This is a genomic window from Paenibacillus sp. Paensp38, from assembly GCF_059491915.1.
This window is the reverse complement of sequence record NZ_CP168516.1, coordinates 3,749,345-3,764,970: the sequence shown is the minus strand read 5'-3', so window position 1 is coordinate 3,764,970 and position 15,626 is coordinate 3,749,345. Positions and strand designations below refer to the sequence as shown.

12 protein-coding genes are annotated in these 15,626 nt (G+C 46.5%); 8 read left to right on the top strand and 4 right to left on the bottom strand.

What is annotated here, in order from left to right; translation table 11 throughout:
• Positions 1–246: 246 nt before the first annotated feature.
• Genes chvE through mmsB form a run of 3 tightly spaced genes read left to right on the top strand, consistent with a single transcriptional unit; the run spans position 247 to position 4,062 of the window.
• Entirely contained in the window at positions 247–1,332 is a 1,086-nt protein-coding gene (gene chvE, locus ACEN8J_RS16630; protein ID WP_495593737.1) for a multiple monosaccharide ABC transporter substrate-binding protein, read from the top strand.
• Positions 1,333–1,364: 32 nt separating this feature from the next.
• Entirely contained in the window at positions 1,365–2,915 is a 1,551-nt protein-coding gene (gene mmsA, locus ACEN8J_RS16625) for a multiple monosaccharide ABC transporter ATP-binding protein (RefSeq protein ID WP_495593736.1), read from the top strand.
• The gene (gene mmsB, locus ACEN8J_RS16620) at positions 2,899–4,062 is read left to right on the top strand and encodes a multiple monosaccharide ABC transporter permease (protein WP_039269462.1); all 1,164 of its coding nucleotides are present in this window, start codon (positions 2,899–2,901) and stop codon (positions 4,060–4,062) included. Before mmsA ends, mmsB begins: the two co-directional genes overlap by 17 nt.
• A gap of 105 nt (positions 4,063–4,167) precedes the next feature.
• On the opposite strand, the gene ACEN8J_RS16615 is transcribed toward mmsB, so the two are convergent.
• Positions 4,168–5,067: an SDR family oxidoreductase gene (locus ACEN8J_RS16615; RefSeq protein WP_069011529.1), complete on the bottom strand. Its 900-nt coding sequence runs from the start codon at positions 5,065–5,067 to the stop codon at positions 4,168–4,170.
• Positions 5,068–5,143: 76 nt separating this feature from the next.
• Positions 5,144–5,896 carry an MBL fold metallo-hydrolase gene (locus ACEN8J_RS16610; protein WP_495593735.1) on the bottom strand — a complete coding sequence of 251 codons (753 nt, stop codon included), beginning with the start codon at positions 5,894–5,896 and terminating at the stop codon, positions 5,144–5,146.
• Between the two features lie 162 nt (positions 5,897–6,058).
• On the opposite strand from ACEN8J_RS16610, the gene ACEN8J_RS16605 reads away from it, so the two are divergent.
• Complete coding sequence (locus ACEN8J_RS16605; protein ID WP_039269466.1) at positions 6,059–6,484, top strand: Lrp/AsnC family transcriptional regulator; 426 nt, start codon at positions 6,059–6,061, stop codon at positions 6,482–6,484.
• Positions 6,485–6,733: 249 nt separating this feature from the next.
• On the opposite strand, the gene ACEN8J_RS16600 is transcribed toward ACEN8J_RS16605, so the two are convergent.
• Positions 6,734–7,210 carry a GNAT family N-acetyltransferase gene (locus ACEN8J_RS16600; protein WP_340887069.1) on the bottom strand — a complete coding sequence of 159 codons (477 nt, stop codon included), beginning with the start codon at positions 7,208–7,210 and terminating at the stop codon, positions 6,734–6,736.
• 133 nt (positions 7,211–7,343) lie between these two features.
• Here ACEN8J_RS16600 and ACEN8J_RS16595 point away from each other — a divergent pair, with 133 nt between their 5' ends.
• Complete coding sequence (locus ACEN8J_RS16595; protein ID WP_495593734.1) at positions 7,344–8,270, top strand: EcsC family protein; 927 nt, start codon at positions 7,344–7,346, stop codon at positions 8,268–8,270.
• A 50-nt stretch (positions 8,271–8,320) separates the two neighbouring features.
• On the opposite strand, the gene ACEN8J_RS16590 is transcribed toward ACEN8J_RS16595, so the two are convergent.
• On the bottom strand, positions 8,321–9,589 hold the full coding sequence (locus ACEN8J_RS16590) for an MFS transporter (protein WP_029516140.1): 1,269 nt from the start codon (positions 9,587–9,589) through the stop codon (positions 8,321–8,323).
• A 356-nt stretch (positions 9,590–9,945) separates the two neighbouring features.
• Between ACEN8J_RS16590 and ACEN8J_RS16585 the strand changes: the two genes are divergently transcribed.
• From ACEN8J_RS16585 to ACEN8J_RS16575, 3 genes are all read left to right on the top strand, one after another.
• Entirely contained in the window at positions 9,946–11,937 is a 1,992-nt protein-coding gene (locus ACEN8J_RS16585; protein ID WP_341038948.1) for a stalk domain-containing protein, read from the top strand.
• A gap of 209 nt (positions 11,938–12,146) precedes the next feature.
• On the top strand, positions 12,147–13,916 hold the full coding sequence (locus tag ACEN8J_RS16580) for an acid phosphatase (protein WP_495594553.1): 1,770 nt from the start codon (positions 12,147–12,149) through the stop codon (positions 13,914–13,916).
• A 291-nt stretch (positions 13,917–14,207) separates the two neighbouring features.
• Positions 14,208–15,614 carry a sucrose-specific PTS transporter subunit IIBC gene (locus tag ACEN8J_RS16575; protein ID WP_322251256.1) on the top strand — a complete coding sequence of 469 codons (1,407 nt, stop codon included), beginning with the start codon at positions 14,208–14,210 and terminating at the stop codon, positions 15,612–15,614.
• Positions 15,615–15,626 lie beyond the last annotated feature (12 nt).

The following is a 15,626-nucleotide window of genomic DNA, read 5'->3' as shown; positions in this document are numbered from 1 at the left end:
TCAAATCCAAATACCCTCCCCCCCACACACAAAGGTTAAAATTTTATAAAAAAAGTTCAAAACCAGCAAAGACCTTTCCCGGCCTGGAATGATACCATGTGTTTGCACATAAAAAAAGGAGAGGCACTTCCTGCCTCACTTATGTAAGCGCTATCTCATTTCAACTCTAATTAGCACTGACCTGAGGATTTTGCAAAATCCTTACCTTCAAATGACCTGCATTACATGAGGAAAGGGGAACTTCATATGAAAAAAGGAGCTGTTGTCGTTTGGCTTCTGGTTTTGGCCCTGATGCTTTCGGCCTGTAATTTGGCGGAGAGTGGAACGGGCAGCAAGGAAAAAGGCTATGTGGGCATTTCCATGCCGACTAAATCGTCCGAGCGTTGGGTAGGGGACGGAGAAAATATGGTTCGGTTGTTTCAGGAGCAAGGCTATAAAACGGATTTACAGTACGCCGAGGACGTGGTGGAAAACCAAATCTCCCAAATCGAAAATATGATCACCAAGGGCGTCAATGTTATGGTGATCGCTTCGGTCGACGGAAACACGCTGACGGATGTGATTCAGAAGGCACATGACCGAGGCATTCAGGTCATTTCTTATGACCGTCTGATTCGCAACACACCGTATTTAACGTATTATGCGACTTTCGATAACTTCAAGGTGGGCGTGCTACAGGCGGCGTATATTGAGAAAAAGTTAGGACTTAAGGAAGGCAAAGGCCCATTCAATATCGAGCTATTCGGTGGTTCACCGGATGACAATAACGCTTATTTCTTCTTTAATGGCGCGATGTCCGTTCTTAAACCGTACGTGGATTCCGGCAAACTGGTCGTGCGCAGCAAGCAGATGACGATGGCGCAGATCGCTACACTGCGATGGGATGGAGCATTAGCGCAGTCGCGGATGGATAATCTGCTGAGTGCCTACTATTCAGGGGCCAATCTGGACGCGGTACTATCCCCGTATGACGGCATTAGCATCGGTATCATTTCATCCCTGAAAGGGGTCGGATATGGATCAGCGAACAAGCCGCTGCCGATCATTACAGGGCAGGATGCGGAGCTGGCTTCCATCAAGTCCATTGTGGCTGGGGAGCAGACGCAAACTGTATTTAAGGATACCCGCAAGCTGGCTGAGCAAACGGTCGTAATGGCCAACAGCATTTTACAGGGCAAACAAGCGGAAGTGAATGACGTCAAATCCTATAACAACGGTAAAAAGGTCATTCCTGCCTACTTGCTTGATCCGATCTCGGTAGATCGGACGAATGTGGAGAAGGATATTGTCGGCAGTCACTATTACACCAAAGAGCAAATTGGACTGAAATAAGAGTAGGAATCCAACCGAAAGGAGCGTATCCCATGACTGGAATCATTTTGGAAATGAAGGGAATTACCAAAACCTTTCCCGGTGTGAAGGCATTGGAAAATGTAAATCTCAAGGTCAAGGAAGGCGAAATCCATTCCTTGTGCGGTGAGAATGGTGCGGGCAAGTCGACGCTGATGAAGGTACTAAGCGGTGTATATCCGCATGGAACCTATGAAGGGGATATTGTTTTCCAGGGCAAAACGTGTGAGTTCAAGGATATCAAGCAGAGCGAGGAACTAGGCATTGTCATTATCCATCAGGAGCTGGCGCTGATCCCGTATCTCTCAATTGCGGAAAATATTTATCTGGGCAACGAACGCGCCAACGGCGGTGTGATTGATTGGAAAGAGACTTTTGTGGGTACACGCGATCTGCTGTCCAAGGTCGGTTTGAGTGAGAATCCCAATACATTAGTTACGAACATCGGGGTCGGGAAGCAACAACTGGTCGAAATTGCGAAAGCGCTCTCTAAAAAGGTAAAGCTGCTTATTCTCGATGAACCGACAGCGGCGTTGAATGAGGATGATAGTGAAAATCTGCTTAATTTGATGCTGGAATTTAAAAGACAGGGCATTTCCTGCATTCTCATCTCCCACAAGCTGAATGAAGTCGCAAAGGTGTCGGATTCGATTACGATTTTGCGGGACGGGAAGACGATTGAGACACTGGATATGAAAAAGGATGAGGTCACGGAGGATCGGATCATTAGCGGGATGGTTGGACGTGATCTGACCAGCCGTTATCCAGAGCGTCATGCCGAGATTGGCAAAGTCGTTCTGGAAGTGAAGGATTGGACGGTGTATCACGAGCATCATGCAGACCGCAAGGTGCTGGATCAGGTGAATTTGAACATCCGTCGCGGTGAAATTGTCGGTATTGCCGGGCTGATGGGAGCGGGACGGACCGAGCTGGCGATGAGCGTGTTTGGCAAGTCATACGGACGCAACATTTCCGGTCAGCTGATTAAAGACGGCAAGCCGATCCAGAACAACACGGTTACAGACGCGATCAACAACGGCTTTGCCTATGTGACAGAGGATCGCAAGGAGTATGGCCTCATTTTGATGGATGATATCAAGCGTAATATTTCGCTGACTGGCCTGAACAAGCTGACGAAGGGTGCTGTCGTCAATGAGCAGGAGGAAGTCGTTGTTGCAGAGGAAATGAAAAAAAGCATGAACATAAAAGCACCGAGCATTTTACAGAAAACGGGTAACCTGAGTGGTGGCAATCAGCAGAAGGTGGTGCTGAGCAAATGGATTTTCGCCGGGCCGGATATTCTGATTCTGGATGAGCCGACACGCGGCATTGATGTGGGTGCCAAATATGAAATTTATACCATTATTCATCGACTTGCCGCTGAAGGCAAGGGAGTGCTGGTCATTTCGTCCGAGCTGCCAGAGGTACTAGGTTTGTGTGACCGGATTTATGTCATGAATGCTGGGCGGATCACTGGAGAGGTTAGCCGTGAGGGCGCGTCGCAGGAAACGTTGATGAGATATATGACCAAGTCAGGAGGCGTGAAGCATGGAAACCATAACTAAACTATTTAAAAATAACATCCGCCAATATGGCATGATGATTGCGCTGGTCGTCATTATGATTTTGTTCGAGGTGCTGACGGGCGGCCTGCTGTTGAAGCCGATTAATATTACCAATCTGATTCTGCAAAACAGCTATATTCTCGTGCTGGCGATCGGGATGGTGCTGGTCATCATCACTGGGCATATTGATTTGTCCGTCGGCTCCATAGCCGCTTTTGTCGGTGCGGTTGCCGCCATAATGATGGTCGATTGGCAGCTTCCAGCATGGATCGCTGTGATTGCATCTTTGCTGGTCGGAGCGTTAATCGGCGCATGGCAAGGGTTCTGGGTCGCTTATGTACGGATTCCGGCATTTATCGTTACATTGGCGGGAATGCTGCTCTTCCGTGGATTGACCATGATTGTGCTGGAAGGTCAATCGATCTCTCCATTTCCGGGGGGCTTCCAGAAAATCAGTTCAGGCTTCCTGCCGGATTTTTCATCTACCGGTTATAACCTGGTATCCATCATTGTCGGCATTGCACTCACGGTATGGTTTATCGTGAACGAACTTCGCGAACGTCGTTCTCAGCTTAAATATGGATTCGAGGTTCCGTCACAAGCTTTATTTGTACTCAAGTTGATTGTGGTAGCTGCGGTCATCAATCTGTTCACCTTCATGCTCGCGAGCTACGCGGGGATACCTAACATTCTCGTGCTGCTGTTCATACTGATCGTTGTGTACTCCTTCGTCATGAACCGCACGATTATGGGACGTCATGTGTATGCGTTGGGTGGAAATGAAAAGGCAGCGGGTCTGTCCGGTGTCAAAACGAAAAAAGTAACGTTCTGGGTATTCGTCAACATGGGGGTGCTGGCCGCCATTTCCGGTCTGATCTTTGCTGCACGTCTGAACGCGGCTACGCCGAGAGCGGGTACGAACTTCGAGCTAGATGCCATCGCAGCCTGCTTTATCGGTGGAGCTTCCGCATCCGGCGGGATCGGAACCGTTTTTGGAGCCATTATCGGTGGTTTGGTCATGGGCGTACTGAATAACGGTATGTCTCTGATCGGTCTGGGTATTGACTGGCAGCAAGGAATCAAGGGCTTGGTGCTGCTGCTGGCGGTTGCCTTCGATATTTACAACAAAAACAAAAGATCTGCTTAAGCTCAGATTCGGTATCGTAAAACAAGAAAACCTCCAGTTCCACTAGAAATGTGGATGCTGGAGGTTTTCTTGCTTGTTGGGTCTTGTGGCTATCAGCCAACGAAACTAAGTGGTGACCATTTGGCCGCCGTTTATATGCAGCGTTTGGCCTGTAATGTAGGAACCGTCATCCGAAGCCAGCAGCACATAGGCAGGAGCCAATTCATAAGGCTGCCCGGCACGCTTCATTGGTGTATTGCTGCCGAAGGTGCGAATGACTTCAGGCGACTGTGTGGCCGGATTCAGCGGAGTCCAGATCGGACCGGGCGCAATGGCATTCACGCGAATACCCTGATCGACCAGATTATTAGCCAAAGCGCGGGTGAAGCTGACGATAGCTCCTTTGGTAGCTGAATAGTCGATCATATTCTTTTGACCCACATAGGCTGTCACCGATGCCGTATTGACGATGCTAGCCCCAGCCCGCATATACGGCAATGCTTCTGTAGTCATATGGAAGAAGGAAATAATATTCGTATCAAACGTATCACGAAGCTGCTGCTCACTGATATCCAGATACGATTCGCGCACAAACTGAATACCTAGGTTGTTAATCAGGATGTCAATACGACCAAAGGTTTCCATCGTTTGTTGAACAACCAGACAGCAGTTGCTTTTTAGCCTTAGATCCCCCGGAATTAACAAACAACGTCGGCCAAGCCTGTGAATGACATCACGGGTTTCCATAGCATCTCGATGCTCATCGAGATAGGCAATGACCACATCGGCCCCTTCCTTGGCAAATGCCACTGCAACCGCGCGACCAATACCACTGTCCCCACCGCTAATAATCGCCACCCGATCCTGAAGCTTTCCAGTGCCGATATACTTTGGATTATCATAAATAGGGCGTGGAACCATTAGGTATTCCAACCCCGGCTGTCTATATTGATGCTGGGGAGGAAAAGTAATCGGAACTTCTTTACATTGGGTTTCTGTACCGTAATTAGGATATTGCCAATTCATCGATAATCCCTTCTTTATACGTTTTGAAATCCAATATATTCAAAATAGGCGCAAACGGTGACTCAGGACGATTGCCTTACTCCGAAACCGTCGCTCCATCTGCCGGAATATGGACGCGCCCCTTTAAACCTTCACGGTTGATATGTTCCGTAAGCTCTGAGCGAGTTAGTAGACAATGATTGATTGCTTCCATGTGGACAGCCACGATTTGTGTATAAGGGGCATGTTGTGCTACCGCCGTTACATCTTGGGCAGTCATAATAATGGGATCACCTACCGTAAACCGTGCTCCTCCAGCGTTCACAATTGTCCAGTCAGGACGGTATTTATCCAGTGTTTCCGCGATTTCACTGCACCAGATCGTATCCCCGGCCAAATAGACGACAGGTTCACCTGGTGCCTGAAAAACAAAGCCGGATACGGGTCCCATCTGCTCCCCGATTTCTCCGGTGCCGTGATGCCCGGTTGTACGGATAATCTCAATTTCTCCCACAGAACCAGCCAACGGAATCGGGGTAACCTGTGTAAAACCATCAGCAGTGATTTGTTCTTCATTTCCGGGCTGGCAGAAGACAGGAATTTGTTTGTCCAACCAGCGTACTGCTGCCGGGTCCCAATGATCGGGATGTAAATGTGTGACGATGACAACGTCAGGCTGTCCGAGTGCCTGCCATTGTGGCGGCAAGGGAACCAGCGGATTACGGCGGGCATTTTCCGTATTGGGAACCGGCGGATTTGCGCCAGCATCGCTCAACATAGGATCGATCAAAAATTTTACTCCAGCGTATTCCAGCCATAAGGTTGCGTTGCGGATTAGTGTGATCTTCATATATGGAAGCTCCTTTTGGTAGTGAATGTTTTTGGACCGAGTATATTTTCGGTGGTTCTTTGTTTCTGTTACAATCATATCTGACGCAAGGAGCTACAGGCTACGGCCTGCTGAAAGGAAAACTAGCATTCTCGTTTCATCATGAAAGGAAAAATAATAACTATGGAACTATTCGTACCTGATGACACCGATCTGCGCATTCTTCATCATTTAATTGAAGACAGCTCTTTATCGCACAAGGAGATCGGCCAGCTTGTTCATTTGACAGGCCAAGCCGTAGGGGCGCGTGTTCGAAAAATGCAGGATGCGGGCATTATCGAAGGCTATACGCTGCGCTGGAACCCTGAAAAAATTGGACAGACGATTCATGCCTTTATTACGGTTTTTTTGAATTCAGGAACGACTCACAGTGCTTTCCAGGCTTTTGCACGAGAGCATCCCTATATTGTTGAAATCCACCGGGTGAGTGGGGAGGGCTGTTATTGGATGCGGGTGCGCATGTCCTCACAGACAGAGTTAAATACCATGCTGGATGAGCTTACGAAGTTTGGTAATTACAAATTGAGTTTTTCAATTGGTGAGATTTAACGATAAAAGCTTTCGGCGTTGGTGCCGAAAGCTTTTCTATTTGGGCGAGGGCTATCGAGGTTAACTTATAGTGTGTGTTCAAAAAAACGGCTTTTCAGGACCGAGAAGGTTGGATGAAGCTAGGGACAGAGTAGCGGAGCGTAGACAGATCTACGTGAGCAACGGAAGGCCCGGCTGAATTCAAGATTCGACGTCGAATCCGCTTCTTGAATAGCTTCGTTATGGAAAGACGACTTTTTGAACAACCTCTTATAGGCTCATTTTAAAAATATGCTGCAAGCCGTGTTGACCCATTTTAGTGTCACCTTCATCTATAAAGCCGCATTTGCGATACAGACTTTGGGCAGACAGATTACGGGCATTGACGCCCAGTACAATCTCGCGAATATGTGGGAAGTGTCTGGCGATGAACTGTGGTAGTAGAAGCAGCCCTTTTTTGGCGAATCCTTGTCCCTGATCTGCGTAATGAATAGAGAACGCGCGTAGCAGCAGTGCCTCAGAAGTATTCGTATAGTCCGCTAATTCATCCCCATTGTATAAAATGAAAAATCCAACGGGTCTTCTAGTAGCCGTAATCACGACAGGATGGCGGTGCGGATCTTCCTTGGCCAGTATGAGCATTTCATCCGGCATTCCAGTAAACTGCTTCTGCTCCTCAGGTAAGTAGAAGGTATGTAAAATGGCATCATGCCCACAATGGTAAGGGACAAGCTCTACATTATTCATCATTACACTCCGATCTGTATGGATTTTTAACTTTCTTTATCATCTAGTTTGCTAAAAAAAGAAACCTGAACTCGCCTTGCTTACGTATTACCCATACATAAACTAGCATAGTCAAAAGGAGACGTCTACGCTTATGAAGCAGCTTACAGAATATCGGGAAAGCCAGGACGTATTGCGTCATGAGTTGAAGAATATTGAAAAATGGGAGAAGGAACAGAAGGACATTTTTTTCTGGGAAAAAATCGGCAGATGGCCTTTTATGTTGCTGGATCGGCTGACGCCCAAAATCATTAAAGACAAGCTGGAGCAACTCCTTAACGAGTTGGGTAGCTTCATTCAGAACGGCGGCAAATATTTGGTGAAGGAAGAAATGGTTCTGAACAGGCTGAAAAAGACGGCCTATGAACATGTCATTCAGCAAAATGGTGCAGATTCCGCTTCGGATACGCAGGACCTGCCTCGTGCCGGGGAAAACGTTGATTCAGAACATAGTGTCGAACCTATGTGGGAGTTGAAGCAGGCGGCTGAGCTCCCGCTAACCATCATGAATCGGACTGCCGACGATATGACATCGGCTCGCATTACCTTTGCCACCGCTCAGGGAGCAACAACGGGGATTGGCGGTGTGTTTACGATTGCGGCGGATATTCCTCTTTTGCTCGGCTTGTCGCTCAAAGTGCTTCAGGAAATAGCCTTGTGCTATGGCTTTAATCCCTATGATAAGCAGGAACGCATTTTTATTATTAAATGTATGCAATTTGCTTCATCCGATATTGTGGGGAAGAAGGCCGTATTAGAGGAGCTGGCTTTGTTCGATGATCCTTCACGTCAGGCACAGGTGTTTTCCCAGATGCAGGGATGGAGAGAGGTTATTAACACCTATCGTGACCAGTTTGGATGGAAAAAGCTGCTTCAAATGGTCCCGATTGCGGGCATTTTGTTCGGGTCTATCGCGAATCGAAGTGCTATTAGTGATGTAGCTGAAGCAGGGAAAATGCTGTATCGGAAGCGTCGGATTGTGATGCGTTTGGCAGAAGTAGAGAGTGAGGAATCACGTTAGTTGGCTATAAAGGTGTGCAGCGGCCAGGATGGCCGCCACACGTTAGCCTGTTACACTTCGGCTCCATTTTCTTCCGCCCAGCGGTTCAGGGTTTTATCTGTAGGAAGCAGGAAGGTTAAGATGCCGAGCAGTGGCAAAAAGCCGCATAGGAACATGATGTGGGTGATGCCTACTTTGTCGATCCAGTTGCCGAGTACGAGTGCGCCCACACCACCAAGGCCAAAAGCCAGGCCCGTAATTAGACCAGACACGGTCCCGATTTTACCAGGCACAAGCATTTGTGCATATACGACTGTGACCGAAAAGCTAGACAGCATAATAAATCCGATAATTGCCAGCAGGATTGCCGTCCAGAATTGGTTAGCATAAGGTAGTGCCAGCGCGAGTGGTGCAGCTAATACCATGGACAGAAAAATCATATTGCGTTTACCAAAACGGTCCGCGAGCGGACCGCCAAAGAAGGTGCCCAGCGCTCCAGCTCCGAGGAACAGGAAAATGTAAAGCTGTGCATCAGCCAATGGCATTTTAAATACTTCCATCAGGTAAAACGAATAGTAGCTTCCGACCGAGGTCGAGTACCACGAACGGACGAATACCAGTAGAATGAGGACAATCATGGCAAACATAACGCGGTTACGCACTTCGGGCTTCATGCGGCGTGCCACCGCTTTTTTGCGTGCAATGCCTTCTGTACGTAGGACGTTACCGTACCAGCGTGCGATGAACGATTGCACCACAATTCCCGCTGCCGCAATACCTGTGAACCAGATCGCACCAAATTGTCCCAACGGGATAAAAATCCAGCTCGTGAGCATCGGCGCCAGCGATTGGCCCGCATTACCGCCAACTTGAAAAATGGATTGTGCCAATCCCCGACGCGGCCCGGCCGCCATATGGGATACGCGCGAGCCTTCAGGGTGAAAGGCAGCCGAGCCCAGACCCACAAAGATGACTGCGATCAGCACCGCTTTATAATCGGCAGCATAGGCGAGCAACAGCATGCCAGTCAGCGTAAAGCCCATGCCGATGGGAAGGATAGCGGGCGTAGGCCGTTTGTCTGAAAACAAGCCAATCACAGGCTGCATGATCGAAGCTGTAAAATTGATCGCGAATGAAATCCAGCCGATCTGCGTGTAGTTCAGGCTCATAGATTCCTTTAAGATCGGAAAGATCGCTGGAATGACCGATTGAATCGAGTCATTGAACAGATGGACGAAACTGATCGCAATCAGAATCGCAAAAACGGTGCCTTTCACTTGCGGCCCTGGGAGGGGGAGCGATTGGCCCGTTTCATTTTTTGTAGCGGATTTACTAGTCATGGCAACCTCCGAATATGTATGTATATTTTAAGATATAGGAAGCGATCCGTTTGCAGCAAATGGCTGAAAGTGGGATGAAGGCCACCTTTACTCATTACTGCTTGCCCATCCTGCTGGATACTCTTCATTGCTCCATTTAGTTAGAATTTCTAAAATGGCATATCGAAATTCAAACATTTACCATCCTCAAAACCGATATATATGTGAGTATTTTGTATCAATCCCAAAAAGGCTTTCAAATCAGTAATATAGAGATCGAAGCGATCTAGTTCGTTTATATATTGTATTTTTGAGCGTTGGGAATGGAATTATGCAAGTTACTGATATGGAAATAGAGATAGAAAAGGGGAATCACGATGAGAAAAGCAGGGATGATTTTGCTGGCAGTATCCGTGGTATGTGGAGCGGTGGTGGGAACTACGTTAAACACTGGAGAAACAGCAGTAGCGGCAAATGTAACGACGAACAACACTTGGAAAAATGCTAAAATTATAGACGTGATCGACCGGAATAACTACATACTGGATGATGGTTCTTTATGGAGAAAGAGTATAGATGGCCCGGCTATTGAGAAATTGAATTTGAAGGGCATTACAGGCAGCAAAGACAAGAGTCAAGGTTATTATGGCTGGACTGAGGACGGGAAGGTAGCCATCTGGGATGATAACTCCGACCCAAAAGTGACGGCCCAATCTTCAGGAGTAAAGGAGATTACCGGAGAGGGTCTGGCTATTAAAACCGATGGGACGATCTCCTGGGGAAGAGAACAGGTCGAGGGAATATCGGATGCTATAGACGGTGATAAGGTAAGTACCTACTTTACGGTTCTTACTCGATCCGGTGATGTATGGTATTCCACAGGGTACGCAGAATCTAAGCCCCGCAAGATAGGTCATGTAGATGGTGCGCTTGATATCAAAATGAGTACGGCGTATGCTGCAATACTTAAGGAAGATGGTCATGTCACGATGCTGGATATGCTGACCAATGAACCGCCACGTGAAGTGGGAAGTGATATTACTTCGATATTGTGGAAAAAAGGTACACATGTCTTGATTACTGTACATCGCGACGGGACGGTATGGAGCTATGATCGGCTGAAAAAATATCCTGCGGTGCAACTTAGCGGGTTATCTAATGTTGCAAGGTTGGTTGATTCGCCTGACGAACTTTTTGCACAATTAAAGGATGGCTCTTGGGTCGGCTATAAGGACGGAACCACGACTGCGCTAAGTTTGCCTACATTAACGGGTATGTCCTTGTTGACGACCTCCAAAGAGGCTGCCATCGGCGATACGATTCAATTAAATGTACAAGAGACGTATTCGAACGGTTATCGACTAACACGTCATCCCGAAGCTAGTGAGATTGAAGTGGAGAAACCGCAGGTTGCTGAGCTACAGCAGAATGGTTCCGGTACACTCAAAGTAAGGGGCATTGGCAGCACAGCCGTATCTCTGCGGAACGAAGGTATACCCTCTTCTTTTACACTAAAGGTATCGTCTGACCAAACCTTGACTGGGGCGGCTATACTAAACGGCAGTGTGTATTTGCCTGTGCAGTCTGTGTTCAAGACGCTGGGTGGATCTGTTACCGTGGCAAACCAGGCATTTACGATCAAGCTGGGTAAAAACAATATCGTACTCCAAAAAGGGAGTTCCACCGCGATAGTGAATGGTAAACCTGTTGCACTGAAGGGCAAGGTTCAAACGGTTAACGGACAGGTTGTATTCCCGGGAACATTACTGACCGATCTGAAGTTGGGCGGATTCAAATGGAATCGTGACCGTCAGCAAGGCGAATTATCTGTGGGCGCTACCAAGCTGGTCATTGAGACGCCGGAAACGGCTAAAATTATCAAAGCCATTGATCTGGGTAGTCTGTCCAAATTAATTGGCAAAACCTATTGGGTCAATAACTTCTATAACGCTGGAGAGCGATTTGGCAAGGTAACAGTTAAAGACATCGAAGTCAGCACAGACCCGAACGGTGTTAAATCCTACGAAGTTATTTTCCAGGGGGCTAATGGCGAAACTTATGACACATTTTCCATTATCGGAGCTTCACGCATTCCACAAATGCTGTCTGATTCCGATCAATTTCTAACTTACGATCCGTACAAGAAATACCAATGGTCGCAAGCCATCTGGAACAAGATTAAAAATAACGAGGTAAGCTTGGGCATGAATACGACGCAGGTGCAGTTCGCATGGGGAAGCCCAACAGTCAGAGAAAAGGGGGCTGCTTCAAACGGAACTCAAGTCGAAGCCTGGGTATACGGCAATCGTAGTCTTTATTTCAAGGCAGTAGCCTTCGTAAATGGCAAAGTCATAGAAGTATGGCTGTAGGGTAGCTGATTTTCTATAACGGTTTGAAAGAGGTATCTCCAGATTCGTATATACGAATCTTGAGATGCCTTTTTTTCATTTAACAAAACTAAGCTCTTAATTTAACAAACTTAAGATATGATTCTTTATGTCATATATCTTGTTATATAGATAATAGCTCCGTAGAGAAAGTATGAAGAGCACAAGAGAAGAGAGGATCTGATTTGAGAATGAAATCGCTAAGGAAACCATTATCAGTTGCATTACTATCTTTACCCTTACTTCTAGGTTCCCTGGGTGGAAGTTATGCGAGTGCAGCAACCCTACCAACAGCGGTAACTCCAACAGAACCGTCGTGGGGATATTTCGTAGATCATTATAAAAATAATAGTTCTGCAAATAAGACGGAAAGCTCTAATCCGACCCTCGGGTTGCTCTCCGAATTTAATAAGCTTTGGACTCCCGGCGCTACCTGGGATACAGGTACCAAGCTAAACAGCAGCGTGCTGGACGCCAATATTCAAAAAGTGATTGATATCGCTGCCCGTCGCACTTCCAGTGAGGCCAATGCGGCTTATTTGGATGATCGCAGAAACCAGAGCTACAGTGTGATCGACGGGCTGGGTTCGCTCACTGATGTATATCGTAAGAATGCAGGTGCCACGACAACAATCAACGACATTCCGGCAGATGCCCTGACTAAGAAATACGAAGATGAGGGAACGAATGCTGGGAGTACAAGCTCCAATCTCGGCAACATCGTAAATCTGGTAAATACCTTGCGTGGAGAATACTCTACGACGAACCCGGCTAAGTCTTATTTTAGCTATCCTCGCCCGTTTCGCTGGAGCGATAACTCTGTAGTTGTTCCGAGCCTTATTCCCGCTCTCAAAGCTGATGCTACTAGCGATGGCGGCTTTCCTAGCGGTCATACCAATGCTGCGTATCTCAGTTCTATTGCTATGGCCTACGCCGTGCCGGAGCGTTATCAAGAACTGCTGACGCGAGCTTCGGAGCTGGACAATAACCGTGTTGTTGCCGGTATGCATTCCCCGCTTGATGTTATGGGAGGGCGTGTCATGGCAACAGCGATGGCTGCTGCTATCCTGTCTGATCCAGCCAATAGCAGTTTGAAGAAAGCGGCTTATCAGGATGCTCGTAAACAACTGCTGTCTCAAAAAGGTACAGCTCCAGATCGGTTCAGCAATTATGCCACAAACAAAAAAAATTATAATCAACGATTAACATACGGATTCAGTCAGGTTAATCCAACCGCGACGCCTATGATAGTGCCTAAGGGAGCTGAGGTACTATTGGAGACACGCTTGCCTTACCTGGATAGCACACAACGTCGTTGGGTTTTGGCTACCACGGGAATTCCTTCCGGATATCCTGTACTTGATAATGCTGAGGGATGGGGACGATTGAACTTGTTTTCCGCTGCGGATGGCTACGGTGCTTTCGCCAATAATGTGACGGTGAATATGGACGCTTCCAAAGGTGGTTTCAATGCATTGGATCGCTGGCGCAATAATATATCTGGTGTTGGAAAGCTGACTAAAAAGGGAACAGGTACGTTGAAACTAATGGGCAACAATACGTATTCCGGCGGTACACAGATCGACCAAGGTACTTTGGAGGGAACTTCGGACACGGCTTTCGGAAGTGGCGGAATTACGAATTACGGGGGAACTCTTCTTAAAAATGCTTCTGGGAAGCTGATTATTGGCGGAAATTACAGACAATCTGCCAAGGGAACACTTGAGCTTAACCTACGCACTAAAAATGATGTGCTCAAAATAAAGGGAACAGCCATACTCAACGGAAAATTACGCCTGAACTTTTCTAACAAATATGTGCCGGCTAATGGTGCTACGATCTTAACTTATGCTAAACGAAATGGAGCATTTTCTTCCATTGAAACGGTAGGTTTACCAAGCAATTATAAAGTGAAGGTTATCTATACAGCTGACAGTGCTCAGTTGAAATTCACTAAGTAAAACGTAAGTAACTCTCTATACAACAATTGAAGTGCACCTTTAAAATACATGGGAATAAACCAGAAGGTTATTCCATTGTGTATTCTAGGGTGCACTTTATTGTTTCATCAGGCACCAGTTGCTAGTATGCATTTATAATTAAGGATATAAAAAGGTCAAAATTTGACCTTAATGTAGTAAAATAATCCCGCTGTTTGAAAGCGCAGTCATGATATTCTTAAGAAGCATATTTGATCAAAAGTTTTAAATGATTCAGACTAACTAAGAGGAACAGAGGAAAGGAAGAGACTGATGAGTCTTGAAAAAGAATACGTTAAAATAGCCCAAGATGTCATTAAAGGGCTTGGCGGAGAAGACAATATTATTTCCATGGCACATTGTGCCACACGGCTGAGGCTGATTGTAAAAGATAGAGAAATTATTGATGATGAATTTATTGAAAATATTGATAAGGCCAAGGGCGTTTTCTTTACCTCTGGGCAATATCAAATTATTTTTGGAACCGGTACTGTAAATAAAGTATACGATGCCATGGTTGGCCAAAGCATATCTGCTACATCAAAGGCTGATTTGAAAGAGATGGCCTCCACTCAAGGTGATAATCGCTTCAAAAGAATGATCCGTGTTTTCGGGGATGTATTTGTTCCGATTATGCCTGCATTGGTAGCTACAGGATTATTCATGGGAGTTAGAGGCTTAGTAACTCAGCCTGCACTGCTCCAGTTATTTGGACTTACACCTGATCATATTTCTGCGAATTTCATATTGTTTACGCAAATATTGACCGATACGGCTTTTGCATTTTTACCCGTGTTGGTATGTTGGTCGGCCTTCCGGGTGTTTGGTGGATCACCACTATTGGGGATATTGATTGGATTAATGTTAGTAAGTCCTTCGTTGCCTACATCTTGGGATGTCGCTCAAAAAGTTCAGGAACCACTAGTGTTTTTCGGATTCATTAAAATTGCAGGCTATCAGGGCTCGGTTCTGCCTGCTTTCATAATAGGTGTCGTGGGGGCGATGCTGGAGAAGAAAATCAGAAAATCAGTCCCGGATGCATTGGACTTAATTCTGACACCGTTTCTGACATTATTAATAACACTGGTATTAGGATTGTTCGTGATTGGTCCCATTTTTCACGAGGTGGAAACTTTAATATTAATGGGTGTTACCGCCATTTTAAAATTACCATACGGCATCGGCGGATTTATTTACGGTGGCATCAATCAGATTATTGTAGTTACCGGACTGCACCATGCCTTAAACCTGATTGAAATACAGATGTTAGTAGGCAATGGTTGGAATATGGTGAACCCGATCAGTTCAGCGTCGATTTGCGCACAAGCGGGTGCTGCATTGGCTGTTGGTCTAAAATCTAAAAATGTAAAAACCAAATCCATTGCGTATCCTTCTACCTTGTCTGCGTTATTGGGTATTACAGAACCCGCTATCTTTGGGGTGAACATTCGATATGGCAAACCGTTCTTGATGGGCTTGATTGGCGGAGCGGTTGGCGGTTTCTTCGCACGTATATTTAATGTTCAAGCAACGGGCATGTCAATCACAGCCCTACCGGGAATGTTATTGTACCTGAACAATCAGATATTCATATATATCTTAGTTTGTGTAATCGGCTTTGCTGTGGCATTTGCACTAACGTGGATCTTTGGGTTTAAAGAAAAAACAGATCACAAATAAAATGATGTGGGG

Bases quoted from the DNA above. Each gene is read 5' to 3' on its own strand.
- chvE (WP_495593737.1), top strand. From the start codon at position 247: ATGAAAAAAGGAGCTGTTGTCGTTTGGCTTCTGGTTTTGGCCCTGATG.
- mmsA (WP_495593736.1), top strand. From the start codon at position 1,365: ATGACTGGAATCATTTTGGAAATGAAGGGAATTACCAAAACCTTTCCC.
- mmsB (WP_039269462.1), top strand. From the start codon at position 2,899: ATGGAAACCATAACTAAACTATTTAAAAATAACATCCGCCAATATGGC.
- ACEN8J_RS16615 (WP_069011529.1), bottom strand. From the start codon at position 5,067: ATGAATTGGCAATATCCTAATTACGGTACAGAAACCCAATGTAAAGAA.
- ACEN8J_RS16610 (WP_495593735.1), bottom strand. From the start codon at position 5,896: ATGAAGATCACACTAATCCGCAACGCAACCTTATGGCTGGAATACGCT.
- ACEN8J_RS16605 (WP_039269466.1), top strand. From the start codon at position 6,059: ATGGAACTATTCGTACCTGATGACACCGATCTGCGCATTCTTCATCAT.
- ACEN8J_RS16600 (WP_340887069.1), bottom strand. From the start codon at position 7,210: ATGAATAATGTAGAGCTTGTCCCTTACCATTGTGGGCATGATGCCATT.
- ACEN8J_RS16595 (WP_495593734.1), top strand. From the start codon at position 7,344: ATGAAGCAGCTTACAGAATATCGGGAAAGCCAGGACGTATTGCGTCAT.
- ACEN8J_RS16590 (WP_029516140.1), bottom strand. From the start codon at position 9,589: ATGACTAGTAAATCCGCTACAAAAAATGAAACGGGCCAATCGCTCCCC.
- ACEN8J_RS16585 (WP_341038948.1), top strand. From the start codon at position 9,946: ATGAGAAAAGCAGGGATGATTTTGCTGGCAGTATCCGTGGTATGTGGA.
- ACEN8J_RS16580 (WP_495594553.1), top strand. From the start codon at position 12,147: ATGAAATCGCTAAGGAAACCATTATCAGTTGCATTACTATCTTTACCC.
- ACEN8J_RS16575 (WP_322251256.1), top strand. From the start codon at position 14,208: ATGAGTCTTGAAAAAGAATACGTTAAAATAGCCCAAGATGTCATTAAA.